Origin of the sequence: Aliivibrio sp. EL58, assembly GCF_900312675.1 — a bacterium.
GTDB lineage: Bacteria > Pseudomonadota > Gammaproteobacteria > Enterobacterales > Vibrionaceae > Aliivibrio.
In genome coordinates this window covers 809343-835479 of record NZ_OMPC01000001.1, presented here as the reverse complement: position 1 = coordinate 835479, position 26137 = coordinate 809343, and the positions used below count along the sequence as shown (strand labels likewise).

Sequence of the window (26137 nt, the reverse complement as noted above, 5' to 3'; positions counted from 1 at the left end):
TGGTTATGGAACAAAAACAAGAAACTTGTCTTCTTCTAAATAACGGGTTTGTTCTATCTCTACTGCAACATCCTTAGTGGTATAAGTAGAGGGTCTTTCTTGTGAAATGTAATTAACGAGGTGCTGAAGTGGTCGCATGCCATCATGAGAACCTCCAACACGAAATATATTATTCATACCCGATTCAACAATTCGTTCCGCCCCACATTCAGCCAGTTGATCTCTATATTTAAATGAAGAATCCCATGGCGTAATAGAAACAGTTTGAGTCGTATTTTTATTAATAAATGGGTATACGTCTGCAATATTATAAATTTGGTGGATATAAACAGAGCGAGACAGTGGCTGATTATTAAAACTATTTAATGGTGATTCTATTAGTAGCCAACTCTGATTTTCTCCTTTTCTTACTTGGTAACCGGAAAACAAACATTCTTTTTCTGTTAAACTGAATGCCGCTTTTTCATCGAAGCTTTGGTCGCCTTTCGGTAAAATTCGAGCATATAGCATTAGTTGTTTCTCAAGCTCATTAATGAACTCGTTTAACCTACCGCCAATGTAGTAAATATTTTGAGTTGAAAAGCACGCTTGTTGATCATAGAAACAAATATCATGCGCAACGCCAGTCGCCGATTCGATAAGATCTTCTGGATTATCAACAATAGTTAGGCTTTTCTTAGGACCAAATTTTAAAATGTTCACATGAGGAGGTGTATGGTTAACCGCCCACTTAATTGCCTCTTCACCTCCCCACGCAACCACAACATCTGCACTATCCATTATCCTTTGCGGTAAGCTCATGTCTTCATGATACGACCAATACATGACCGACATAGACCTTGTGATTGGGTGTTCAGCATTAACATCAATAAAACTAGAAACTAAGGCATTTGCAGTAAATGGGTCTGCTGCTGGGGTTTTAATGATGCATTGATTTTTAGTTAAAATAGCTCGGAGAATAGAAGTAACGCCCGATAAGGGGACATTACCCGCGAGTAAATGAACAGACTTACCTTTAGGCAACGCTTTTACATAGCAATCTCCCTGAGGTAGCCATTCATCAGTAATATACTGTGAACCTAAATCGTTTTTTACAATATCATACAGTGCACTTTTTGAGCACAATAGCATCGCAATCCAATTTGCTTCTAACTTTGCCATTTCGCTCGAATAGCCAAGATATTTTTCTAAATCCCGAATATAAGCTCGGCGACGTGTGTATTCTTCACTTTTCCAACGCTGTCCAACAGTATATAAAAAATTAACGGTCTGATTTAATGTCAATTTATTCTTTACGTTATTATTTATAGCAAGATCTATATTTACCTCATCTGGAATTGTAATAAATAAGGTATTATCGTTTAATAACACCTCCCTAGCGTATGTATTTTCACTCTCTTTTATTATTCCAGAGATTATCATTGGGATATTTTTTTTCATTATAATCCTATACACAATCATTAAATAGCCAACTAACGATGTTAATATATCGTCAGGTCATTGCATTCTTAATACAGATATATCAACTTGCTATTGCTTCTTTAAACATATTATTAATAGGCATTGATAATACAATAGATTTGGTTTCACCTAATAAATGAACCTTTTGGTCTCCAATTCGTTCACAAGGAATATTCATACGTTTTAAAAGTCGTTCAATCGCAATAGATGTAACTGTTACGTATTCTTTTATGTCATTTTTAATTGCATGAAAATATATTGCTTCAAATAACTTCATAGTTATTTCACTAACAGATTCATTCATTTTTGAAGTACGTTTTCCTACCGCAAAACGACTTAATTCCACCACTTGAGGGTCACTGGGTGCCTTATGATGGCCGAGTAATTCAGAAAATATGCTTTTTAACATATAATCACCAGTAGTCGGCAATAACCTCCAACATCCATTTACATTTCGGCTGTCATCACACGCATAAATATATTCTGCTGAGTCATTGTCATACTGATCAGATTCTAAATCATTTTCAGATGCTAAATCCCATTGTAATCTTTTCTTAAAAACCTGATATCGAAGACTTAATATCCCTAAATACTCACCTTTTGAGATTGTAGTAAATTCTGCATTTTTAATCATTATAGCCATCATATACTCCTTCGTTTTGGTCACTATAACAATCAAATCTCATCCGTAAACCTGTACAACTCTACAGGTGATTAACATTAAACCTACATTTAAACTTACTTATACCATTGTGTGATGTAAGCTATGTTTATAGTAAACATTTTTCACTAAACACCTGTTTTAATGATATATAACACGCAAAAATATAATTATAAAAGTAACAAATATTAAACTTTAATCAGACTAACTAGGGGATTAACAAATGAACATTGAGAATATAGATTCAACACTTGAATTAGTTAATAGTATTCAAACATCTAAAAAATATCAGGATATAGATAATAATTTAGAAAAACTTACAGATATGATCCATTGCGAATATTATCTTTTCGCAATTATAAACCCAAAGTCGATGATCAAATCAGATGTATTAATATTAGACAATTACCCAAAACAATGGCGCGACTATTATGATGAAGAAAACTTAATAAAGTATGACCCAATTGTCGATTATTGCTTCTCTAATCACTCACCAATATCTTGGAATCTCTTTGATCAAAAAACACAAAAAAAAAGCAAACCTAATGTAATTAAAGAAGCGAAGATCTCAGGATTACATTCAGGATTTAGTTTTCCTATTCATACCATAAATGGGGGGTTTGGAATGATAAGCTTTGCTCACTCAAACAAAGAAAAGAATATAGATTATATCTATTCTAATGCTTGCATGAATATCCCTCCTATTATTCCAGCCTTGCTAGACAGCTATCATAGAATTAATCAAAATAAACCAACATCAAGCACCTACTTAACAAAGCGAGAGAAAGAATGCTTATCATGGGCTTGTGAAGGGAAAAGCTCATGGGAAATATCTAAAATTCTAGGTTGTGCTGAACGCACAGTTACATTTCATCTCACCAATTCACAAACGAAGTTAGGTACGAACAATCGTTGTCAAAGCGTCTCAAAGGCCATCTTAACTGGCGCTATCAATCCTTCATATTAATCACTTTTATACACGGATAAAAAATGAGCGCGACTTAAATAAATCGCGCTCACATAAAAATTCAATCCTGTCTCTAATACAAAAACGTTACTTAACCCTCTTTCTGAGGAAACTTCTCTTCATACATCACCATAAAATCTTGGCGAATAAGTTGCTCCAAATGAGATGCTTTTTCTGTTGGGCAAAAAATCATGTAGTGAACTTTTTGATCCCCAAGTGACGTTGTCGTGATGTGGATATGAGGCTCAGAGCCTGGTAAATCAACCCCTGCATGTTTTTCTATCACACTATTATAGCGTCTAGCGACATCAATAAAATCTTCACAATGCACATCAATTTTATGTAATAAGTCAGGAAGCACTGGATACAAGTTTACAAACTCTTTTACACAAATAGAAAAGTTATGATAAACATAGCGCTTCATGAAGTTAAGGTTTTTGACTGGGTATGTGAAGAACATACTATTAGGTAAGGTTGCTGTTTTTCCGGTGTAGTCGTACTGTCCATGATGCAAGTCAATCTCTTGAATCACAGTTGCCATCATATTGTGCTCAATCACTTCACCACACAAGGAACCAACTTCTATCCAATCACCGATACGAAAAGAACGTGAACTCGCACGTTGAATTGAACCAGTAAAACAAAGAATAATCTCTTTAGAGGCCACTACTAATGCCACTGCGATCGCTGTAACAGATAAAGCAAATTCATTAATCTCTGATTGCCAAAGAATAAATAGAATAATAACAATGAAGGTGAATGAGCCGTTTTTGGTACGGGAGATCCATTTTCGCTGATCTTCGGTTAAAAAAGGAATATCCCCTCTAATCCTCTTGACCGCATAATGACGCAATAAAAAGATAAAGCTAATAATCAACACACTAAAAATCATTTTATGTGTTAATAAAAAATCTATGACTAATAACAGTCTATCCACACTCACCTCTTCTATTTACCGCTGCTTTCTAAAATCAACGGTAAATATCCCATAGGTAAGCAATAATTTCATCCCTATCGCCCCATTTCCTCGAACTTGATTCACTTTATACTAATCAATGGCTCTCAATTGATTAATAATTCGTCACGTCAGAGTATTCACCTTCAATAATTCTCGCTTCTCTGTCTTCTTTAGTACTCATTCTCTTGCTCTGTGTTTTTGACATAATAAAGCCAACAATACTCAATCCAATCGCAAAAAATAAGCTTGAAACAAGAACAAAAAAACCAACAAACAAAGCGACTATCGTTGCAAATAACTGTTTCATATTTTTACTCTCTCTATAAATGAAGTCTCACTCTATCACCTCATTTCTGAATGGAAGATGAACAAGCCTATCTTGATATAAAAAGACTCAATATATAATCCTCTATTAAAAATAACAAAAGACAAAATTAAACAACAAATCAACATAAAACTCTACAATTTCAGATAGATCACAAAATAATAATCTTCATATATAGAATATTACTTTTAGAAATAGTTATTGATACGTATCAAATCCCATAAGCCAGATTAACGCACAATACCACTAAATAGTTAACCACTTACAATTTCTAATCTTAACTTTTAAACGAGGTAATTATGACTCAATCGACTGACAAAGATTCTAAAGTCGGTATTGGCAGCTACGTGGCTCTCGCCTTCGCTGTTGTGTTCTTTTCTGGCTTAATGCAATCTAACGAATGGTATGGTGTTCTCGATTTCACCACGCTAAATGGCTCTTTTGGACAAGTCGCTTATTCTGTTTCTGAAACAGCGGATGGTGTTCAAGCAGCAACAACTTCACTACGCGGTAAAGGCGGTAGTGGTGCTCGTGACGGTTTCATCTTTGCATTAACTCTTATCCCTACCGTGATGTTTGCATTAGGTATGATCAATGTTCTTGAGCATTACGGCGCACTTAACGCAGCTCGTAAACTGCTTACTCCTCTTCTACGTCCTTTAATGGGTATTCCTGGTAACTCTGGTTTGGCTTTAATCGCCTCATTACAAAGTACCGATGCGGGTGCGGCGATGACTCGTCAATTAAAAGACGAAAAACATTTAACTAAACGCGAAACCGACATCTTCACTATGTTCCAATTCACTGCTGGTGCAGCAATTGTAAACTTCTTCTCGTCTGGGGCGGTGCTATTTACGTTAACAAATCCTGATGGTTCTTTGGCGGTTCCTTCTTCTATCGGCCTAGCGGTTGTTGTGATGTTTGCTTTCAAATTTGTTGGTGCAAACTTATTCCGTATTTACCTAAACATTACGGAAGGTAAAGAAGGCCAAGACAGCGATAAGCAAGACAAGAAAATGACTGAGGAGACTGCATAATGAGCGACGTTAAAGCGAAAAAACCAATGGTGACTGACATCTTCGTTGAAGGCGCTAAAAAAGGCTGGGTTATTGCAACCACTTCAACGGTTCCTAACGTACTAATGGCGTTTGTTATCATTAAAGCACTTCAGATCACTGGTGCTCTTGAACTAATGGGAACTCTGTTCTCTCCTATCATGGCTGTCTTTGGTTTACCGGGTGAAGCTGCTGCAGTATTAATTGGCGCATGGATGTCAATGGGTGGCGCGGTTGGTGTAGTTATCACATTGTTTGACCAAGGTATTTTAGATGGTAACCACATTGCCATTCTTGCACCTGCGATTTACCTAATGGGCTCGCAAGTACAGTATATGGGCCGCATCATGGGTCCTATAGGTACTGAAGGCCGCTATATTCCAGTAATGATTGCAATTTCAGTATTGAACGCATTCGGTGCTATGTTTGTTATGAACATGATTCTATAAGGACTCAAGATGAATTTTTCTCTAAACGATTATCTAGAAGAGCTACGCCCACTGATTGATGTGGATTGCGGTACGTATACCGTTGAAGGCATCGAAGTAATTGCGAATCATATGGCTGCAAAATACGAAGCAATGAACGGCTGGTCTGTTAAGCGCATTGATTGTGGTAAAGCAGGCGTTGGTCTTGAAGTTCGTAACAAACCAGATGCTGAACATATTGATGTAATGATGATTGGTCACATGGATACGGTTTTCCCTGTAGGTACTGCGGCAGAGCGCCCAATGTCTATGGATGCTGAAAAAGCGTATGGCCCTGGTGTTTCTGATATGAAATCGGGTCTATTAAACGTGGTGTATGCACTGCGTAACCTAGACCAAGCGGTATTAGATAAACTGTCTATTTGTGTCTGCATGAACCCAGATGAAGAGACGGGTTCTTTAGATTCAGTTGATTGGATCCAAGAAACAGCTAAGAAAGCGAAAAACGTATTAGTCGCAGAAGCAGCTCGTGCGGATGGTGGCTTAGTTAAAGCTCGTAAAGGCATGGCTCGCTATAAAATGACCTTCAATGGTAAAGCAGCTCATGCTGGTAACGAACCAGAAAATGGTCGCAGTGCTATCACTGAAATGGCCAACTGGATCTTAGCGGCGAATGCGATGACTGACTTTGAATCAGGCACGACATTAAATGTTGGTGTAGTTTCTGGTGGTGCTGGCGCAAACATCGTTCCTGATTTAGCAACGGCGATTGTGGATGTTCGTTTCTGGGATAACTCAGAATACGATCAAGTAGATACTACGCTAAACGGCATGATTGAAACGCCATTTGTTGACGGTGTCACTATCACTCTAGAGCGTGAAGCGTACAAACCATCAATGGTGCCATCTGATTTAACAGAATCATTAATGGCTATGATTGAAGAATCAGCTCAAGAGCTAAACATTGATATCAACTGGAAAGAAGTAGGCGGCGGCTCTGATGCTAACAACACCGCAATCTTAGGTGTTCCAACATTAGATGGTTTAGGTCCAATCGGTGCAGGCTTCCACAGTGCCGATGAGTACTTGCTACTTGAATCAATCGAACCACGTATCAAGTTGTTAATGAGTGTACTGACTAAACTGGCGAAGTAGATCTCTACTTATTCAGGGTTAAAAATAAAAACAGCGAGCCTAAGTGCTCGCTGTTTTTTATGTTCGTTGGGAACGCCACTAATCTACTGAAAAACCGTGTTATTTAATTAATTCTTAGCTTCTTCAAGCTTATCAATAACTAGGTCTTTGCTATTTTCTACCTTGTCTTGAACTTGTTCAAAAACATCAGTATCCATAATACTTTCAATTTCATCTGAATAGTTCATTCCAAGGTAAATACCGACACAGATAAATATAAGTGCAAAAATTTTAAACATGAAAAAACCTCTAATTAATAATTTAAAAAGCTCTATAAAATTGAGTTAAATAATTTAGCAGTACAAATCAAAATGATACTTGTAAGAATAATCACTATATAAAACGATAATAGAACTGAAACCAAATTCAAAATTACGGGTAATAACATTGAACTTATTACTGAGACACCAAAAGTAAATAATAATAATGAAACGAGTAATATTAAAAATATTAGTCCATCTTTAACACCTTCAAAATCTGATGAAGAAGGTATTATGTGTGTAATAATAGATGATATAACAAACAACCAAATAAAATATTTGACATTACTTTCTGTGAATAATATTACGTGTAAATCTATACTAGAAAACAGATTACTGATGAATAACCCTACGATGTCTGTAAACCTTGTGATTTCCAGTAAATCATTATAAATAGGTCTGTTGAATGAGGCGAAATCTATTTCTGAAAATAGCAATTTAGTAAATAAAACGCACAATATTAAGCCTATATATATCGGTGCTAGCCCAATAAATAAATTGCCTATTCTATGATAAACATTCCTTTTAGAGTAACTATGGTTAACATAACCCAGTGTAGGTGTACCATTAAACTGTAATAGCTTAATTTCATTGATTTTATGCCCGAATATCAAACATGCAATGGCATGTGAGATCTCATGGGCAGGTACACCAATAAATGCAGTAGCAAACCTAAGTTTTGGATAACCTAATCGTGTAAGTTTTGCTGTTGTATATAACTCAACTTGCCTCTGAATGAACAAAAGAAAGAAAAGAGTCATCAATCCGATGATTATTGACATTATTTTATAGTTAGCTCAGGTAAATTTGAATCTAAAAGGTAGTGTACTAAATTATTACGTTGATCAAAATGAGATAAAAATTTACTCGAAACATCACTCATTGCTGCTTTTTTTGAACCCGAACTACTACCAATAACTGATATTACTTTTGATGCAATAGCAGGGCTTCCCAAACTAATGTGTATTTTTACACTTTCAGTTCGGATCCCATTATTTTTACTTGTTGTACTATTTGAATTGAAAGTGACTAATTCACATGAAGACTCTGATTTTAGCTTTAAACCAGAGTTCTGAATCGCACTTTCAATCGATGGTTGTAACATTTTTCTTTCAAAAGAAGAATGCCCTTTATATGTTACCGTCATACACATACTGTTTTTAAACGCATTTTTCTTATCTAGAATACTCATTACCTTATTGTATTCATTTTTAGCAATTTCAGATCCTGACATTATGATTGTCGACTGAATGAGGTGTGTTTGCAAAGCTTCAGATGATTGGGTTATAGCTAGATAATCTGATAGATCAATTTCCTTTTCGCTTAATAAATAATCAAATCGTTTTGATTGAGAGCGAAGCGTATTTTCATACAACTTAATAACTTCAGTTTTATCCACACTACCTTGAGTGTAGTAAATCCCATGTTCTGCTTCTATATGTTTCCATGTGATTTTAGGCAATAAAATTGATTTATTTACCATTTCCGTAGATGATTTTGTTTCCATTATTCCGCTGTTACCCACGGTTTTTATTGTTTCGTTTAGACTGCTAGATATAGTAGAAGAAAGAGTAAATGAGATCTGTTTTATAGCTTCTTGTTTTGCTAAACCAATACTTTCACCTAAACCCGAACCTATATATTGGTTAGAATTAAGTTCTGGATTATCGTACCAAGATGGGGCAGCGATAACTAGACTAGGTAATAAACCTAAAAGAATGAATGTAATTCTCATTTTACATACTGCCTGTATTCAGCACTTTAGCGTAATACTCTCGTTTATCATTTACTTTTTTTAAGTAATCTCGTGCTTCTTTCGCAGGATGGTCTTTAGATAATTTATGATAAATCTCATCAGGGGTTAGTTTGTTTGCATTAACAGCTAATGATGATAATTTTGAATTTCGGTTACCATTAATTACTTTTGCTGCTGCACCAATCCCACCATTATATGAGATAATAGATAAATACAACCGTGACTGTTTATTATCAACTCGTTTTAAATAACGAGTGTCCAAAATATTTAGATAAGCAGTACCTATATCAATATTGAATTCTGGATTAAATAGTATTTCAGGGGAAAGTAATTGTTCTTTCCCTAAATAGATCTTAGTCACATCTCTACCCGCAGATGTCGGGACGACTTGCATTAAACCATAAGCAGGAATATGAGATTGTGCCATTGGATTAAAGTGACTTTCGGTATGCATAATCGCAAGGATTAACTCAGGTTCAACCCCCCACTTCTCCGAAGTTTTACTCACATGTGGCAGATAGATCATAGCTCGTTTGGCAACTTTATTCTGCGGTACGGCCATGCTAACACGAGTTACTTTCAATCCATTTTTCTGCGTGTAACTCGACTTTGTTTGTGCCATCAATAATTCTTTAGAGCTGACATCTGGTAGCACTTTCGCTTTTGATTCTATTTTATTAGGTTTTATTTTTGTCGCTGCTAATACACTATCTTTAGTATAGGCATTTGTTGTTGTTTGATTTTCTAGCTCAGAAACTTGGCCTTTAATGATTTTATTTATTTGTTCTTCTGAAAGATCATTACCAACAACCTCAACCACAACACTACCGGTTTCAAAATCTACAGAACGTTTTACTTGATCATTATTAGAATATTGAACCCACTTTGATTTATTCGTCAGTTCTGGAATATCCCATGTTTTACTTAACTTTTCTTTTGCTTTATTAAAAGCAGATAAATAAGAAGTCTTAGACTGTTCAAATTTATCAACATTCTCTTTTTTAGAGCTTTCAAAAGAAGAAAGCATACTCGCTTTCTTCTTTTCAAAAGCATCAACTGAATCAGACGCATGCACTACGGCTAAGCTCGAAAAACAACTTAAACCGATTACAAGTGATTTTACAAATTTAGCCGTAGTCATTGGATTACATACCTTCTAGTGCTTTAGCGATATCGTCAGATAACTGCTTATTTTGTGCAGGCGTTACATTAGTAGGTAAGGAGTTTGGTGCTTTCTCTTGTACAACCTCAAGCGCTAAATCAATATTCTGTTGTAACGCGGCACGTGGCATACCTACATGAACATAAACATGACCATTTGGACCTGTCATCGTACGAATGATTTCAGTTCCTTTTAGTTCGAAATTAACTAATGCTTCTGAAACATCTTTAGTTGCACCAGCACCACCAGCTGCGCCATCAATACCTAACGTCCCGCTCGATGATTTAATCGTAGCAATTACATCCGTCTTAAACTGACCAGCAAGTGTTCTATTTGCATCTAAAATAGCTAACTGACGCTGATGAGCTACTCCACCTGATTTATTTGCACTTGAACCAGACGCCTGTTTTGCATACATTTCGCGGTTAGTATTTGGTTCACATTTCCATTTTGGAGCTGCTACTTCGTAATATTCCCCACCAAAATTACACTCTAAATATGCAGGAGATTTCTCTACTACTGGCTTGCTTTCTTGTTGTGTTGACTGGCAACCAACCAAAGCCATTGCCACTACCGATAAAGCTAAGATCTTTTTCATTGTAATATCTCTTGGTTATTTAATTTTAGGGAGTTCTCACTCCCTGTTTTAATTTATGATTTGTTTGATTAAAAATCATCTTCATCAATTGTTGGTGCATTCAACAACGAACTACTATTAGATTTAACCTTACTTGATGAAGTAGAATGAGATGCAGAACTTCTCGTCGAATTAGATACATTTTCTATTTCTTGCTCTACATCATTAACCGATACAGATGATGTTTTTGACGTTTCAAGTTGCGTTTCTAAAGTTTTATGAACAGCTTGGCTTACTTTATTACTTTTATTTGCGCTACTTGCGGCTTGATAAGCGGAATACTCCATCTTTAATGCTTCTGAAGCACTACTTGAAGAAATACCATAAGCTACAACATAAATCTTTTGTTGAGATATTGGATGTAAGACTGTTTTTGTAAATAGGGGTGATAAACCATTTACTTGACGGTTTTCTATTGATTGGCGCGTTGTTTCTGCAAAACTTGTTGCTATCGCGGTATGATCTTTTCCTTTCAAGTCACCAGAACGAGTTTGCATCGCTATTTCAGCTTGCTTTTGAGTTTCGACATCAGCATATAATGCCATCGCAGCCTCTTTTTTAGCCATCAAGTCTGCAATTCCTTTATTTTTACGAACTAATGAAGATGAACCTTCAACAGGCATTGAATACGCACCAATAAACCAACGGTCCCCATTTTTATCAACGTACTGTCTAGGTCCAACTAACGTTGCTGCTTCTTGAGAACGTAACCACTTTTGCACTGTTAAAGCTTTTTTAGGTTTTAAAGTAGCCTTCTCACCAGTAACAATTGCTTTAGCTGCTTTCTCTAATTTAGGGCTCCAAACCATCAATGTAGATACTTCGTATTTTTCTTCCTCAGAATCCCAAGATTCAGCTTGAAGTAATACAGATGCCCCCATGATTGGTGCTTTTGCTAAAGTTTCAACACGACTTGATGATTCTAGTTTTGTCTTACCTTTAATTGCGCTAGCTTGTTTCATGATCTCAGACATTTCTGTCTGTGCTTCAACATAGCGCTGTTTTGCCTTTTGATACTTCTTAACTTTTTTTTCTTCAATCTTTCCTGCACTGTATGATTCATCAATTTTTTTAATTAATGCATCCATATAAGCATCACGGCGATCTTGCCAAGTTACACCTTTTAATTTTTCTGCTTCAGTTGCATTAACTTCTGCTAATAATTTCTCTAATGTACGCTGTTGGGCTTCTACTTTTTTGTTTAATTTTACATATTGTGCATTCAATTCAGCGTGAACATCAGTGCCGGGAGCAGTTAGCTGGTCAACTGCACTCATTTGGGTACGCATGAATTCAACCATCTTCGCTTTAGCGCCCATAGTTGCCATCATTGCGTATTGAGAGCGTTTAGTAATAAATGAATCATCATAAGTCGGATCTTCAGAATCAAACATCTCAGTGTTGACTACAAACAGACGCTTTTTATTAGCATCCCAACCTTGACTCCAACCTTTTTTATTTAATTCATCTAAAATTTGCTGCTCTGCTGAAACGTAAGTTTCCTCATTGATTTCAGCTTGAACGAAGGGTTCTTCTACCATTGCTGATACCGCTTCTAATGCAGAGGAGTCAGCTTTCGGAATAAAGTCCTCCGCTATTACATTACTTGATAATGCTAAACTAATTACAATAGCCAAAGGTGTTAGAATTTTTTTCATTTTAATTACCTATTTGTTTCTTCGCCCATGACGAAAATTGAACATGATTTTTTAAAAGGCTTAACCAATGGTTAAGATCTTCAGATGATTCTGTATGTATTTTTTTCCCTGCTAAATAAAAATAAACCCAAGTTTCTGCATCGTTTGGATTTTGCAAAACATATTGAACTGTAGCTGCATACGCTTCTTTGTTTTTGCCTAGAGCTCTATATATATTCGCTAACATTTTCCAGTACTTACTATTATTCGGTTCTAAATTAACAGCTAGAGTTAAGTCATTAATAATTTCTTCTGGATTCTTACCATGATTAAAATTAATAGATGCTTTTTTATATAAGTGCTCTGCTAACTTATTACTTGGGTTTTTATTCTCAAACTTTACAAAGCCTTGATTTAGAAATGAGGTAGATACAACATGGTTGATATCAAATTCAGAAAATGGCTTATTTGCTAATCGGCAATATGTTTGAGTGCAAACTTGATTACGGTCTGTTGTTCTAAGATTGATTGATATTACATCTTCAAGTACTAACATTTCATATATAGCAGCTAACTTACTCAGCTCTAAGCTATGTAAATATACTGATAACGTCGAATAGTCCCCTTCAGATAAAACGTTAATCAATAGTTTTACCACTATATTTTCAACTTCATCATTAGGAATTTTAATACCGTTATTCTTAAATAAATCAGTTTTAACAGTTGCAACATACTCTTGAGTACATGGGAAAACCTTTGAATTCCTATCAAAAACAAGTTGATACGGTATATTTGATACCACATTATAATTAGCTGAAATTACATTTTTAACATCAGTCCTTAATGGCTCTGAGATCCCTGAAATATCATTCGAAAATGATACATTCCGTTTTGCAACTTCACTAACTAACTGTTTATAAAATGTTTTCTCTGCTTCTTTTGACTCTTGAGTTCCTGCATATTTCTTTTGAGTTAGGCATTCTTGTTTAATGACAAAGAATACCCATTGCTCATCATCATAAACACCTGTTTCTTTTTCACTAAATTTAGATTCATAAACATCATAAACGGTATTTCCGTATGATGAATAAGAAACTAGCAATGAAAACAATAGTAAAATATATTTCATTAGCTTCTCACAATGTCAAAGTATGCAGCATCACGTTCCACTTTTTTCATATGTGGTCTACGGCCTTTGCCTTCTTTTTTAAATGTGGAATATATTTCTTTCAGGCTTTGGTCAAAAGCTTCACTTAACGGTCCTGAAAAACGGTAATCTAATGTCATCGTTTTATGTTTTTTATCCCATTTCCAGGTTTCAACATTTCCACTTGTGCCGTTATTTAAAACATGTTTAAAAATATCAACGTCTGTTCGTTTTGCGTTCTTTAACACAATTTGATAAACAATGCCTTTTTCTGCATGACGTGCTAAAGATTGAATTACTTCAACACCCATTTTTTTCTTCATTTGCTTATAAGCAACATGCTCTGAAACTTGTTTAGCTCTTGATACTGGCTGAACATAAATACGGGTTTTCATCGGGTTATTATTTATCGTAAATAATATGTCTCCAGAGTTATTATCTTTAAGGACAATACTCAGCACCGTTTCAATACCTTTAGACCCTTTATGGTCTTCTACATTTGATTGTCTTTGCTTTAAATAGAAAGTATGCGTTGCTTTTTTCTTACCATCATTAATTGTAAATCCAAGGCGCTCAAGTTCATCAATCACCCAATCTGATTTCTTATCATTTTCAGAATTAATAGAAAAAACAGGTTGCCCTAGTACTTGAGTATAAAAATTAACATCATTTAATAATTTACCTGCATCAACAATTGCTTCAATAATCACGTAATATTGACCACGAGAAATATCTTCATCAAGCATTTCATAGCTACTTACATAGCCTTCTGTTTTTGTTGATATTGCAACAGCAATTGCATCATTAAATTTGCCAGACTTGCCCTGCATCATAACGCCCTGTGCTTGTTGAACAGCGTTGTGAATAGCATCATTTAATGCTTTTTTACGAGCCTCTGTTTCACCAACCTTCATTGATGCTAAACCTTTAGATTCTACGGTTTTAGCTCCTTGTTTGACTTGAGCAATAGATTGATTACTTGCATCAGTGGCAATGATAATTGTATTGCCTGAATGACTATTACCAGAATTAGCGGTTGAGCGAAGTGATGCTGCCTGTTTAAGATCAGTTTGTGTAATAACAATTGCAACAAAATAGTCACCATCGTATTTACCTGATTTCAATTGTTTAGCAGCAGAAAGTTGACCTTTGAAGCTAGTATTAACGACATCAACGAAACTTTCTCGAGAAAACTCTTGAGTGCCATTTTCATCTGATACTGTAATATATTTCATTGAAGCACTAGTATTACCGCTCATGGTTACGCCATTGATCATTTCAGATAATTGACGTAATGCCTCCATTCTTGCTTCTTCAAGGCCTTTATTTTCATTTGAACGACTTGATGTACCCATAGCTACTACGTAATAACCATCAATTTTATTTTTACCAGTACGAGTTCCACCTCCATCTTCTAACATAGAGAAAACATCATCCATTGGTTCCGCAGATAAAGAACCAATAGTAAATAAATTTATTGTTGCAGTGATTAAGATACCTGCATAAATATTACGTAGTAGTTTAAGCATAATTATAGTTTCCAGTCTTCTGGCGTACCTACTGATACTGCATAGATTTTATTGCGCTTAAGGTAATCTTTACCCATCGCTTCTAGTTTCTTCTTCACATCATCAGCATCAAGGTCATCTTCTTTCCAAATAAACATAACGCCTGAGCCACCATTAGTCTTTGGTGTTACTTCACCAGAGGCGATTGGTATATCTAAACCATCATCACTTAAAAATAAAACTACTGGCTGCTTAGTCGCAAAACCTTGATCGATACCGGCATCAATAGCAAAACGTCCATTTCTAAAGTTTGTTACACGACCACCAACTGGGTAGTAATCCATTGTTCTATTAACTAATACTTGAATTGCTTTTTGAGCAGCTTCTTTGTAAGCTTCTTGAAGTTCATTTTGTTTTCGGTAATCAAAACCACCTAAAAACTTTCCTTCCATTGCAAAAAATCGTTTAGCTGGCATGTTGTGACGAATTGGTTCAAATGAGTGGATTATTTTGCCCGATGTTGGGTCAACGACTTTTGTTGTCACTAAACTTCTAAAGATGATCTCATTATGATCACTCATTTTTTTAATCACAGTTCCCAATGCAATTGAAGTCTCAAAAACATATTCAGGATTTAATTGCTCACCAAGTTGAATAGATCCTTCTTCAACGGTATTTTCAGCTTGAAAAGCAACTTCATAGTCACAAGCATCACAATTACGAGTTAATACTTCATAGCGCTTAGTTCTTGCCAACTCATTTTCTAATAATTTGGCGATAATCCCATTATCAATTTGAGTCTTTTTAGCATCTTTTTCAAAACGCACATGATCTACGTACGCTGCAATACTCATTTTATTAAATGCTTTTACATCGTAATTGCTTGGTAATTCAATATTTTCACTTTCGAATAAAGCGTCTCTACTGACTTTCTCTATTTGAGAATTTGATTCAATATCAGCTTCAGAATTTACTTTTAAACTAGTTGATTGGCAGCCAACCAAAAATAAAGATACGACTAATAAATATGAGATCTTTTTCATTTTATCCTCTCAAAAAAAAGCCGGTAAATAATCACCGGCTTTAATAAGTTTTTAATTGAAATTATTGTGCTGAGCTAAAAGCAGAAATGATTTTGTAGTTTTCATATGCAGAAACTACAGTCTTATCCAGATAAATAACCTGTTCAGCAGTTAAAGAAACTGCATCTTTTTCATCCATCAGTTTTGAGAAATCAACATCAGATAACATTGCTGTTGTATCTGCTTTTAAGAATACAGCTGAATTTTCTAGAGCAACCAATGCTGCATCTTTTAGGCCAGACATAATCTCATCACTCACTGATGACTTATTAAAATCGTCAACTTTTACTTTCATTTCATCACTTAAAGAGTCATATACCGCACGTTTTTCTTCCTCAGTATCTTTTGCTTCTACTGCAGAAAAATAATTACCTAGTTCTGGTGTAGCAAGAAGTTCATCCGTGTAACGCTCATAAGCTGGTTTCGCTGATAAAAATGCTGAATTAACAAGTAAACGAATAGCTTCTAATTGAGCTACATCAGATACTTGGTAACCTTCTTCAATTATCTTTCCTTCGTCATCTCTTACTGCTGGTTTTGACTCTGCATATAACGCATCACCTTCAGCTCGAAGATCTGCATATGATGTAGTTTCAGAACCACCAATCATTGAACAACCAGATACCATTGTTGCAGCTAAAACCATTGCTAATACTGTCTTTTTCATCATTATTCACTCATCAATCATTATTAATTTTAGAACATGCTGTTCCACCAACTAGATGCAGAATACTATATCTTAAATTTAATGCAATACGATATGTCATATTTTATATATTATGTGATTAATTCATGTAATTAGCCATAAAAAACAAAGAAATAAACACCAAAATACATCATTAAACAAACAATTTCACAACAATTGAGAGGGGGATTGATATATACATCAATAGCGGGAGGGAGAGGTAAGTAAGGAAACAATCAGATGTTATAAATATTTTCTATTTTAGGTATTTTATACTATTAATAAAATAACATGACAAAGATCTATTTTAATAATTACACATAGTATATTTTCACCGCTCTCAATAACTCAAAGTATGTAATTATTAAATTGCAAAAACATCAATAAGCCACCGTCTTCATATACTGCTTTGGCGTCATCCCAAACTGCTGATGGAAACGCTGGCTAAAACGACTTTCTGATTGATAACCACACTGCAACGCCAAGTCTAACTGGGTTTGGCGTTTCTCTTGCATTAAAGACAGAGCATGAGTCATTCGAACGTTCGATAATACCGTTCTAAAATTGGTGCCATCTCGCTGTAATCGACGGATTAGCGTTGCGCGACTCATAGAAAAATCATCGCATACCGTTTCTAAATGATAAGGTTCGGCTGGATCTTTAGAAAAGTACGCACTCAACTCATTTTGAAAAGAAGTGAACGTTGGAGAGAATAAAACATGCAGCACACCCAATTCTGCCAATTGCTGATATAAGGCCAACAAGTGAAATTGCTGTGTTTTAGAACTTAGCTTTTGGGTATTCGTATCGGTTAAGAATGTGAATCCATAAGCCAACAATGATGAAACAGTGACCGCATGAGTATGTAAGCGAGTGCTTTCGTTACTTTGACTTTCTTCTAGCATCTCCTTAGGGGGCGCTAAAAAAAAGCAGATCTGAATAGAATAAAAATTATCCTCTGTCGTTTTATTAATAAAGTTTAAGCCTTGGTTGGCTGACGTAAGCAACCAAGAGTGTGCATCAATATCAAATTGCTCACTCTCTTGAAAGACGGTTTTTACACCAGACTTAACCCAAATAATACTAGGGGCATAAATATGAACATTACGTAAATGTTGATCGCTCTGGCCTGAATAGGTTTGAACTCGGAACATGGGTTCGTTCAACATCACTTTATCCATTTTATACCCCTATATTTTTATATTTAAATGGTAATTAACGTACATATGTCGCTGTTAATACGGCTTTGTCTAATGCCATGCTATTTAAAGTATAACCGACTACCGCTGGTGAGATATCTGCTGGTAAATCAATTTTCTCTTGTGGTAATGCCCACACTGTATATTGATATCTGTGCATCCCATCACCAGCAGGAGGACACGCACCGCCGTAGCTCATTGTGCCAAAGTCATTTTTAGTCTGTAGTACATTTTTCATTGGAGAGCCTTGGGCAACACTGCTTACATTAGCAGGAATGTTAAGAGCTAACCAATGCCACCAACCACTACCTGTTGGAGCATCTGGATCAAATACCGTAATAGCAAAGCTTTTTGTTCCTTCTGGTGCATCTTTCCAGCTTAGTTGTGGTGAAATATTGTCACCAGTACAACCCATGCCTGAGAAAACAAACTCACTGCTCATCAACTGACCTTCGTGAATATCCTTACTCGATACTTCAAAAGCCTGGCTAGAGAATGATGCAAGAGTCAGTAACACTAATAATGCTTTGTTCATAATAATTTCCTTTACTGTTTATAGGGGATCTTAATAAGTACAGGAACAATATTAAAGATCACACAAAAACAAAATCACCTAAAAGTTTCAATATGAGATTATAAAAAACAATAAATGATACTTTGAGTAACCTAAGAGACCAAAACAATTAATGACTCATTTGAATTAAAGGGTTTAAAATAGAAACAAAACGTATTCATACGCTTCATTAACTAAGGGCTAACATAGCATTACAGATACTAAAAAATACGATATTAAAGACGCCTCACAAGTTTAATGATTACAAGTGATGTACATCTAACTATTCATTTTTTTAGCTATCAACTACCTCTAATAGGCGTATTGTAATTATTCGATATTGCTATTAAACATTAATGATTAGAGGTGGTTATGAGTTTATTTTATGTAGATAAAAACGAACAAGCTAATGGTGATCATGAAGTTCACACTGCAACATGCACTCACAGTCCTGGGATCGCAAAGTGCGAGCCTCTTGGTTATCATACTGCATGTAGCACAGCACTAAATGCCGCTAAAGAAATATATCCAAAATCAAATGGTTGCTATTACTGCTCGTACTCTAGTTACACATCAGAAGATAAATAGAGCCTATTATTCAACGTTTTCATTTACCGTAAAATATTAATAATTAGTGAGATCCACTCCACATTAATACTTTACGGTACTCTTAAGGCTTATTTCGAATATCAATGTGGTACATCATCGTCGAAGAAGCAGACGGCCCTTCGGTTGGAGGAGAAATAAGTCCAGAAACCGTATTTTCAAAAAATAAAAGGTATGTTGTTTCTTCTGTAATAGCGGAATGTAAATCTTGCCAGCCCGATGAGTGCTTTCCAGATAATGGGGGGAAGTGGTAATAACCATAAATATCAGCATCTTTAAAACCAATATTTTGAGTATCAGACACCCAGTCATCGTACAAATCAGGATGAGTTATCGACGTCTCAGCTAAAACACTACTAAGATCAGTTACTGTAATATTCACTTGTTGCCCAGGCTTTAACGTAAATTCCACCACTTTATATTCATTACGCTTTACTAATACTGAATCAATATCGTTATCATCTTCAGTATCGCAGCCCATCAATATCCCAGTAGAAAGTATGACACCTAAGACTTTTAAAATATTCATTATTTATATACCTAAGTCATTTTTTAACAGTATACCTAATGATAACTAATAATCATAAAAAAAAGCCACTTAGCGTGATGCTAAATGGCTTTTGGCGCATACACTTAGGAGCAATATGCTTTAGGGGATAACTAAATACTAAGCCATATTTCATTTATGAAAAAGTGAACACTTCACCCAATATCATTTCCCCTTTATACTGGTTTGATTAGGATTTAACATGCATGGGTTAGACATGAAAAGCAGTAATATTCTACTTGGTAAACTCAATACTGAGTTCAAAACCGTATCAGCAATGATTGAGATTTATTGTAAAAAAAACCATCACTCTCAATCACTATGTGAAGAATGCCAAAACTTAATGGATTATGCTGAAGTTCGCTTAGATCGCTGCCCTTACGGTGAAAACAAACCCACTTGCAATACCTGCCCTATCCACTGCTACAAGCCTGAACCTAAAGAACAGATGAGATTAGTGATGCGCTTTTCTGGTCCACGAATGCTATTAAAACATCCCATTTTAGCTATCCGTCATTTACTGTCTGAAAAACGAACAGTGAACCCTAAGCCTTCAGCAAATTGCTCTAACCGCCATATACGTTTACAAAAAGGTGAGAAAAAATGAATTGGACTTTAGATCAACTCAATGCCTTTGTTACTTCCGTAAAATGTGGTTCATTTTCTGCTGCAGCACGCAAAATGGGGAAGGCGCAATCGCGAATTAGTACCGCAATTGCCAATCTAGAGGCAGATCTTGGGTTTGATCTCTTTGATAGAAGTGCCCGCTTACCGGTTTTAACACAAGATGGCGAAGACATGTTTATTGAGGCTCAGGCAATTCTTGAGCAATGTGAACGCCTACAAGCCAGAGCTGATACCGTTGCGACAGGTGAAGAGATAGCATTAACGGTTGCACTCGATGAAGCAGTGCCTATTGATGTATTTGAAGATTTCTTTCAAAAATTATCGATCAAATTTCCATTATTAAAACTGACGATCATTAATGGCTCTCAGGCTGATATTGCGGAATGGGTCAATGATAAAAAAGCAGATCTTGGTTTTCTATTTCGCGTAAATACCTTATCTGATTCTTTAGAATATCTTTCGCTAGGCTTTTTTAATCAGGCACTTATCGTATCTCCAAAACACCCATTGGCTAAAATAAGAAAACCGACGTTAGTAGACTTAAATCAACATCGTCAACTTGTAATTCGTGACCGTGTTGGTCATTCACATGAAAAGGCCATTTCTGCCAACCATTGGTATATAGACAGTTATTACTACATTACAGCCTTGGTGATCCGCAATGTTGGTTGGGCTTTAGTACCTGAGCATGTATTAGAATCAGACTGGTATCGAGATCAAACTATCCGACTGTCGGCTTTTCATGTTCCTGATGCATTACAGATTGAGATAGGAGTAGTAAAGCGCCGTGACAGTGGAATGGGGAATGTCATGGAGTGGATGCTTGATGAAATTGAACATACATTTGAAAAATTATAGAAGATGAATGAATAATGAAAGCACAACTAAGAACCTATTTACTTAATAATCAAGCTATCGATTTATATGATCTGTTTCATCAATTTCAATCGATCTCAGTGTATACATTAATCAATGAACTACATGCTTTAAAAGAAGAGTTACAGCTCTCTATCAAACTCAGCGCTCTTGTTTCTCAGATTGATGGATTATTGCCAAAACTGGATGCCATCGAAGATCCAACCCAACAAGTTAAGTTTCTTTGCAAAGAAATAGATATAGCTCAACGAGGACATAGCATAAGCCGTTATATTCATTTAGTCGATTCACATCAGACATTTACGCCGGAAGTGGATGTGGTTCTATTTGGTGACTCAATTACGGAATGGGGACCATGGCAAGATGTTTTTACTCACATTCCTCACGTAAACCGAGGAATTGCTGGTGACACTACGCTTGGCATGCTACGTCGAATAGAAACGACACTAGCCGTTAAACCTAAACTCATTTCAATCATGGCAGGGATCAACGATTTATCTCAAGGTTTTGCTGTGGATTCTGTTTTTGATAATTACATCGCAATGCTAACTTATTGGCAAAAGAATGACTGCTCTATATTGGTTCAAAGCACTTTATATTGTGGTAATAGACTCGCTCATTTAAACCCAAAAGTGACAGAGTTAAACTCTCGTTTAGAATCTTATTGTCAACAGCACAATATTCATTATTTGAACGTTAATCAGATCCTGAGCCCTAATAGCTTCTTATCGAATGACTTTACTTGTGATGATCTTCATTTAAACGCTAATGCCTACTCTGCTTGGATTAAAGTACTTCAGCCTAAATTAGAAACTCTATTATCTTAATCCTAACTATATCTACTAATACACGTTAAACAAAAAAGGCGGACACTACACAGTGATCCGCCTTTCTTTTATTTCTACATTATTGAGTTCAAAACAAGCTAGGCTTTGCGGTTTTTTAAATCAACCAACACATCAATCATAGAAGGTAGGATTTGATGACCAAGTTTAATAACTTCTGCACTTGGCTCTACTAAATCTGGAATTTGATAAGTGATCATATTTGCTGCAACGGCAGCATGAGTTCCGTTATTTGAATCTTCAAACGCAAGACAAGTATTAGCAGCAATACCTAAACGCTCTGCCGCTAAGAAGTAGATCTCAGGGTGCGGTTTACCATGTTCAACTTCACAGCCTGTTGCCAGTACATCAAAGTAGCCATCAAGACCTGCTAATTCCAATTTTTTAATCGCAATATCATGCTGTGTGGATGTCGCAACGGCCATTGGGATTTCATTTGCTTTTAGCCACTCTAGTAGCTCAATAACCCCTTCTTTTACTGGGATTGCTTGATGCTTAACTACAGCAGTATAACGCACTCGCCACTCTTGATTTAATGCTGGGTAGTCAACACTTGGTCCATAACCTTCGCGAAACAGTTGTTCAATACGCTTTGCATTACAGCCAATAATAGAAAGATACAGCTCTTCAATAAATGGGACATTTTGAGCTTCACATGCCTCTTTAAAGATCCCCATACACACACGTTCAGTGTCTAATAGTAGTCCATCCATATCGAAAATTGCAGCTTGAAATGTCATGAGAAACCTTATGTATTAATAACAAAAAATAGAATAACTTTACGTATAAAATGACAATGCTATACGTTTGAGACTGCTCATACTAAGCCAAAACTATTGGATAAAAAAGTGAACTCTTCTTTTAAGCTCACTTCCTCTTTTAAATTAAGCAAAATAAAGATTGTAGAGTAATTTACTACGCAGAAAACACCACTCGAATTGCAAGAAGAATAAGCACGACACCAGAGAGGCGATCAATCCATTTGGCTTGATTTCGAAGCTTATCTACAATCTTAGGAGCCGACAATAAGTAGCTAATAATGGTGTACCACAAACCATCAATAATAATAGGCGTAATCACGATAATCGCTTTATCTAATGGATCGTTACCGACAGCCACAAATTGACTAAATAGGGCTAAAAAGAACAGTGCAATTTTGGGGTTTAACAGTGAAATCAATAAACCTTCTTTTGCTGATTCTAGAATAGAAACTTGTTCTCCAGATTCAAGCTTTGCTGCTATTCCCCCAGTAGATCGCAATGCACCAAATCCTAGATAAGCAAGATAGGCGGCACCTAGATAGCTGATAGCTTTAAATACTGTCGGTGACTGCTGTAAGACGACCGCTAACCCAATAACGGTAACAAATGCATAGATACCAATCCCAATGGAGTGTGCCCATGCCGCTGCAATGCCATTAATACGGCGGCCAGATAACGTATGCTTTGCGACAGTTGCCAGACTCGGCCCCGGCGACATTGCTCCCAACATTGATACCAATAATAATGAAAACCAAATAGTTAATGTCATTTCTTCTTTAATTCCTCTTTACAACATTGTCTCATTCACAATAAAATCGCGCATTAGGTTAAAAAGACGAGTTTATAATGAAAAGGTTACTTCCACTTTTGTTGCTAGGTGCTTCTGCATCTGCACAAGCAACAGACACTTTACACCAAATCTATATTCAGCCAAGTTTTGCTAACCTGAAAATTGATGACTCACATGGTAGTGGTTTAATGACCCAAGTCGGATATAACTACCATTTCGCGCCGATGATAGCGATGGATCTAAGCTATTACATGACTGCATCAATGAATGATATCGCAATTGATAATGATAAAGCATCGGCTACGGGTGCGACTATTGCAGCAAAAATGTATTTCCCTATGTCTTATTATGGCTCTTTCTATGGGAAGTTCGGTTTAAATCGCACTAATGTTGAATATAAATATAACGAAGGTAATCAAACCTTAAAACAAGAGGCGGTATCAACTAAGCCTTACGTTGCAGTCGGTACGGTAATGAAACTGTTTCCTTCTGTAAGCTTCAATCTTGAATACCAATATATGCCTTTAGCTTCTGACGATTACATATCTTCAATTGGTGCTGGTGTGAACTTTATGTTCTAACTTTTAAAAAACATAAAAAAGGGCGCTTCCAATCACCTTGGAAGCGCCCTTTTTATATCAGTATATCTGCACTTATTAAGCTGCTACTGCTTCTTTCTCATCTGCTTTATTTTTCAAGAAAGCATAAGTGAAACCCGTTACCGCAGTACCTGCTGCAATTGCTACTAAGTACATGAACACTGGCGTAATCGCGTTTGGAATAAGAAGTACGAACAGACCACCGTGTGGAGCAAGTAGTTGAGCACCAAATAGCATAGATAGACCACCCGTTAATGCACCACCCGCCATACAGCTTGGAATCACACGCATTGGGTCTTTCGCTGCAAATGGAATCGCACCTTCAGAGATAAAGCATAAGCCAAGTACAAATGATGCTTTACCTGCTTCACGTTCACCCGCTTCAAACTTGTTCTTAGCAAGGAATGTCGCTAAACCCATACCTAGCGCAGGAACCATACCTGCCGCCATGATAGCCGCCATTGGACCGTACGTTTGTGAAGCCAGAAGACCAACACCAAATGTATATGCTGCTTTGTTTACTGGACCACCTAAGTCGAAACACATCATACAACCAAGAATCACACCCAGTAATACAGCGTTAGTTGAACCCATGTTGTTTAGGAACTCTGTCAGTGCAGACATGATGCCTGATACAGGACCACCAACAACATAAATCATTACCAAACCAGTGAACAAACTCGCCACAAATGGAATGATTAGGATTGGTTTAAGCGCTTCCATTGATTGAGGAAGAGACACTTTATCTGCGATGAATTTTGCAGAATAACCCGCAATGAAACCCGCCGCGATACCACCAAGGAAACCTGCGCCAGTTGAGCTCGCCAACATACCACCAATTAAACCTGGCGCTAAACCAGGACGGTCAGCAATTGAGAATGCAATGAAACCAGCAAGAACAGGGATCATCAACGCAAATGCCGCGCCGCCACCAATGTCCATCAGCGTTGCTGCAATAGTACCCGGCTCTTTAAATGCTTCGATACCAAATACAAATGACAATGCAATCAATAAACCACCCGCGATAACAACAGGAAGCATGTGCGATACCCCTGTCATTAGGTGTTTGTACATTCCTTTTTTCTCTTCGGTTTGAGAAGATTGCGCTTTACCTGATGATTGGAAAACCGTCGCATCTGAGAAGGCTTTATTCATCTCTTGTTCTGTTTTCTTCAGCGCTAAACCTGTGCTTGTTTTGTACAGGCGCTTACCATTAAAGCGATCAAGTGCAACTTCGATATCCGCTGCGATGATTACTAAATCAGCCTCGGCAATTTCTTGGTCCGTTAACTGATTTTTTGCACCCACAGAGCCACGAGTTTCTACTTTAATAATGTGGCCTTGGCGTTTACCTTCTTCTTCTAGCGCTTCTGCCGCCATGAAAGTATGCGCAACACCCGTTGGACATGCCGTAATCGCTACGATTTTCTTAGGTCCTGTCGCGTCAGTCGATGCCACTGTCTCTGAAACCGTCACTTCTGAAGCGGTTAGTTCTTTGGCATTATTTACTGCATTTTCTAACCAAACTTCCGAATTAATTGCACATTCAGAAATTGAACCTTGGTGTACTTTTTTACCAACAAAACGAGATGTATCAACCACCGAGTTTGCGGCAATAACAATTGCATCCGCCGTATCAATGACTTCTTGAGTTAAAACCTCAACGGGTAACACGCTTGATTGACATTCAATCGTCGCTTTCCAATTTAGTTTGGTTGCTGCTTGTTCTAATAAACCTGCTGCAATAATGCTGTTTGCTACACCACTTGGGCATGCAGTAACGATAGCTATATTTTTCATAATCTGTCCTT

General features: G+C 36.5%; 28 protein-coding genes. 9 read left to right on the top strand and 19 right to left on the bottom strand.

Going from position 1 to position 26137, the window contains the following annotated elements; translation table 11 throughout:
• Nucleotides 1-3 precede the first annotated feature (3 nt).
• The gene (locus ED622_RS03615) at nt 4-1440 is read right to left on the bottom strand and encodes an acyl-CoA reductase (protein ID WP_122032575.1); all 1437 of its coding nucleotides are present in this window, start codon (nt 1438-1440) and stop codon (nt 4-6) included.
• A gap of 82 nt (nt 1441-1522) precedes the next feature.
• On the bottom strand, nt 1523-2104 hold the full coding sequence (locus ED622_RS03610) for an acyl-homoserine-lactone synthase (RefSeq protein ID WP_122032574.1): 582 nt from the start codon (nt 2102-2104) through the stop codon (nt 1523-1525).
• Nucleotides 2105-2345: 241 nt separating this feature from the next.
• Between ED622_RS03610 and ED622_RS03605 the strand changes: the two genes are divergently transcribed.
• Nucleotides 2346-3089, top strand: a complete 744-nt coding sequence (locus ED622_RS03605; protein WP_122032573.1) for a LuxR family transcriptional regulator — start codon at nt 2346-2348, stop codon at nt 3087-3089.
• Nucleotides 3090-3180: 91 nt separating this feature from the next.
• Here the strand turns inward: ED622_RS03605 and ED622_RS03600 are convergent, their stop codons facing one another.
• Complete coding sequence (locus ED622_RS03600; RefSeq protein WP_122032842.1) at nt 3181-3981, bottom strand: mechanosensitive ion channel family protein; 801 nt, start codon at nt 3979-3981, stop codon at nt 3181-3183.
• Nucleotides 3982-4159: 178 nt separating this feature from the next.
• The gene (locus tag ED622_RS03595) at nt 4160-4354 is read right to left on the bottom strand and encodes a hypothetical protein (RefSeq protein ID WP_122032572.1); all 195 of its coding nucleotides are present in this window, start codon (nt 4352-4354) and stop codon (nt 4160-4162) included.
• A 317-nt stretch (nt 4355-4671) separates the two neighbouring features.
• On the opposite strand from ED622_RS03595, the gene ED622_RS03590 reads away from it, so the two are divergent.
• Genes ED622_RS03590 through ED622_RS03580 form a run of 3 tightly spaced genes read left to right on the top strand, consistent with a single transcriptional unit; the run spans nt 4672 to nt 7010 of the window.
• Nucleotides 4672-5409 carry a nucleoside recognition domain-containing protein gene (locus ED622_RS03590; RefSeq protein WP_122032571.1) on the top strand — a complete coding sequence of 246 codons (738 nt, stop codon included), beginning with the start codon at nt 4672-4674 and terminating at the stop codon, nt 5407-5409.
• On the top strand, nt 5409-5876 hold the full coding sequence (locus tag ED622_RS03585; protein WP_045104213.1) for a YjiG family protein: 468 nt from the start codon (nt 5409-5411) through the stop codon (nt 5874-5876). The genes ED622_RS03590 and ED622_RS03585 overlap by 1 nt, the downstream gene beginning before the upstream one ends.
• Nucleotides 5877-5885: 9 nt before the next feature.
• On the top strand, nt 5886-7010 hold the full coding sequence (locus ED622_RS03580; protein WP_122032570.1) for a M20 family metallopeptidase: 1125 nt from the start codon (nt 5886-5888) through the stop codon (nt 7008-7010).
• A gap of 107 nt (nt 7011-7117) precedes the next feature.
• Here the strand turns inward: ED622_RS03580 and ED622_RS19925 are convergent, their stop codons facing one another.
• The 11 genes from ED622_RS19925 to ED622_RS03525 form a co-directional block, all read right to left on the bottom strand.
• Nucleotides 7118-7288: a hypothetical protein gene (locus tag ED622_RS19925; RefSeq protein WP_162922438.1), complete on the bottom strand. Its 171-nt coding sequence runs from the start codon at nt 7286-7288 to the stop codon at nt 7118-7120.
• A gap of 802 nt (nt 7289-8090) precedes the next feature.
• On the bottom strand, nt 8091-9044 hold the full coding sequence (locus ED622_RS03570; RefSeq protein WP_122032568.1) for an LPP20 family lipoprotein: 954 nt from the start codon (nt 9042-9044) through the stop codon (nt 8091-8093).
• A gap of 1 nt (nt 9045) precedes the next feature.
• Nucleotides 9046-10206 carry a transglycosylase SLT domain-containing protein gene (locus ED622_RS03565; protein WP_122032567.1) on the bottom strand — a complete coding sequence of 387 codons (1161 nt, stop codon included), beginning with the start codon at nt 10204-10206 and terminating at the stop codon, nt 9046-9048.
• Nucleotides 10207-10210: 4 nt separating this feature from the next.
• Nucleotides 10211-10825 carry an LPP20 family lipoprotein gene (locus tag ED622_RS03560; RefSeq protein WP_122032566.1) on the bottom strand — a complete coding sequence of 205 codons (615 nt, stop codon included), beginning with the start codon at nt 10823-10825 and terminating at the stop codon, nt 10211-10213.
• Nucleotides 10826-10893: 68 nt separating this feature from the next.
• The gene (locus tag ED622_RS03555) at nt 10894-12522 is read right to left on the bottom strand and encodes a hypothetical protein (protein ID WP_122032565.1); all 1629 of its coding nucleotides are present in this window, start codon (nt 12520-12522) and stop codon (nt 10894-10896) included.
• A gap of 1 nt (nt 12523) precedes the next feature.
• On the bottom strand, nt 12524-13630 hold the full coding sequence (locus ED622_RS03550; RefSeq protein ID WP_122032564.1) for a hypothetical protein: 1107 nt from the start codon (nt 13628-13630) through the stop codon (nt 12524-12526).
• A complete protein-coding gene (locus ED622_RS03545) occupies nt 13630-15177 on the bottom strand; it encodes a hypothetical protein (RefSeq protein ID WP_122032563.1) in 1548 nt (515 codons plus the stop codon). The genes ED622_RS03550 and ED622_RS03545 overlap by 1 nt, the downstream gene beginning before the upstream one ends.
• A 2-nt stretch (nt 15178-15179) precedes the next feature.
• Nucleotides 15180-16199, bottom strand: coding sequence for a penicillin-binding protein activator LpoB (locus ED622_RS03540; RefSeq protein WP_174213420.1), 1020 nt, complete (start codon nt 16197-16199; stop codon nt 15180-15182).
• A gap of 61 nt (nt 16200-16260) precedes the next feature.
• Nucleotides 16261-16908, bottom strand: coding sequence for a hypothetical protein (locus ED622_RS03535; RefSeq protein ID WP_122032562.1), 648 nt, complete (start codon nt 16906-16908; stop codon nt 16261-16263).
• Between the two features lie 395 nt (nt 16909-17303).
• A complete protein-coding gene (locus ED622_RS03530; RefSeq protein WP_254052578.1) occupies nt 17304-18104 on the bottom strand; it encodes a helix-turn-helix transcriptional regulator in 801 nt (266 codons plus the stop codon).
• 34 nt (nt 18105-18138) lie between these two features.
• Entirely contained in the window at nt 18139-18657 is a 519-nt protein-coding gene (locus ED622_RS03525) for a YbhB/YbcL family Raf kinase inhibitor-like protein (protein WP_122032561.1), read from the bottom strand.
• A 390-nt stretch (nt 18658-19047) separates the two neighbouring features.
• Between ED622_RS03525 and ED622_RS03520 the strand changes: the two genes are divergently transcribed.
• Nucleotides 19048-19263, top strand: coding sequence for a hypothetical protein (locus ED622_RS03520; RefSeq protein ID WP_122032560.1), 216 nt, complete (start codon nt 19048-19050; stop codon nt 19261-19263).
• Nucleotides 19264-19345: 82 nt separating this feature from the next.
• On the opposite strand, the gene ED622_RS03515 is transcribed toward ED622_RS03520, so the two are convergent.
• Nucleotides 19346-19810 (bottom strand): hypothetical protein, encoded by a 465-nt coding sequence (locus ED622_RS03515; protein WP_122032559.1) that lies wholly within the window; start codon nt 19808-19810, stop codon nt 19346-19348.
• Nucleotides 19811-20045: 235 nt separating this feature from the next.
• On the opposite strand from ED622_RS03515, the gene ED622_RS03510 reads away from it, so the two are divergent.
• The 3 genes from ED622_RS03510 to ED622_RS03500 are packed head-to-tail and all read left to right on the top strand — an operon-like array spanning nt 20046 to nt 22158.
• Complete coding sequence (locus ED622_RS03510) at nt 20046-20435, top strand: nitrous oxide-stimulated promoter family protein (protein ID WP_122032839.1); 390 nt, start codon at nt 20046-20048, stop codon at nt 20433-20435.
• On the top strand, nt 20432-21313 hold the full coding sequence (locus ED622_RS03505; protein WP_122032558.1) for a LysR family transcriptional regulator: 882 nt from the start codon (nt 20432-20434) through the stop codon (nt 21311-21313). Before ED622_RS03510 ends, ED622_RS03505 begins: the two co-directional genes overlap by 4 nt.
• Before the next feature lie 11 nt (nt 21314-21324).
• The gene (locus ED622_RS03500) at nt 21325-22158 is read left to right on the top strand and encodes an SGNH/GDSL hydrolase family protein (RefSeq protein WP_371413424.1); all 834 of its coding nucleotides are present in this window, start codon (nt 21325-21327) and stop codon (nt 22156-22158) included.
• Nucleotides 22159-22256: 98 nt separating this feature from the next.
• Here the strand turns inward: ED622_RS03500 and ED622_RS03495 are convergent, their stop codons facing one another.
• Both ED622_RS03495 and ED622_RS03490 read right to left on the bottom strand, forming a co-directional pair.
• Nucleotides 22257-22916 carry an HAD family phosphatase gene (locus ED622_RS03495; RefSeq protein WP_122032556.1) on the bottom strand — a complete coding sequence of 220 codons (660 nt, stop codon included), beginning with the start codon at nt 22914-22916 and terminating at the stop codon, nt 22257-22259.
• A gap of 175 nt (nt 22917-23091) precedes the next feature.
• Nucleotides 23092-23706: a LysE family translocator gene (locus tag ED622_RS03490; RefSeq protein ID WP_122032555.1), complete on the bottom strand. Its 615-nt coding sequence runs from the start codon at nt 23704-23706 to the stop codon at nt 23092-23094.
• A gap of 77 nt (nt 23707-23783) precedes the next feature.
• On the opposite strand from ED622_RS03490, the gene ED622_RS03485 reads away from it, so the two are divergent.
• A complete protein-coding gene (locus tag ED622_RS03485) occupies nt 23784-24308 on the top strand; it encodes an outer membrane beta-barrel protein (RefSeq protein WP_122032554.1) in 525 nt (174 codons plus the stop codon).
• A gap of 75 nt (nt 24309-24383) precedes the next feature.
• On the opposite strand, the gene fruA is transcribed toward ED622_RS03485, so the two are convergent.
• Nucleotides 24384-26126 carry a PTS fructose transporter subunit IIBC gene (gene fruA, locus ED622_RS03480; protein ID WP_122032553.1) on the bottom strand — a complete coding sequence of 581 codons (1743 nt, stop codon included), beginning with the start codon at nt 26124-26126 and terminating at the stop codon, nt 24384-24386.
• Between the last annotated feature and the right edge of the window lie 11 nt (nt 26127-26137).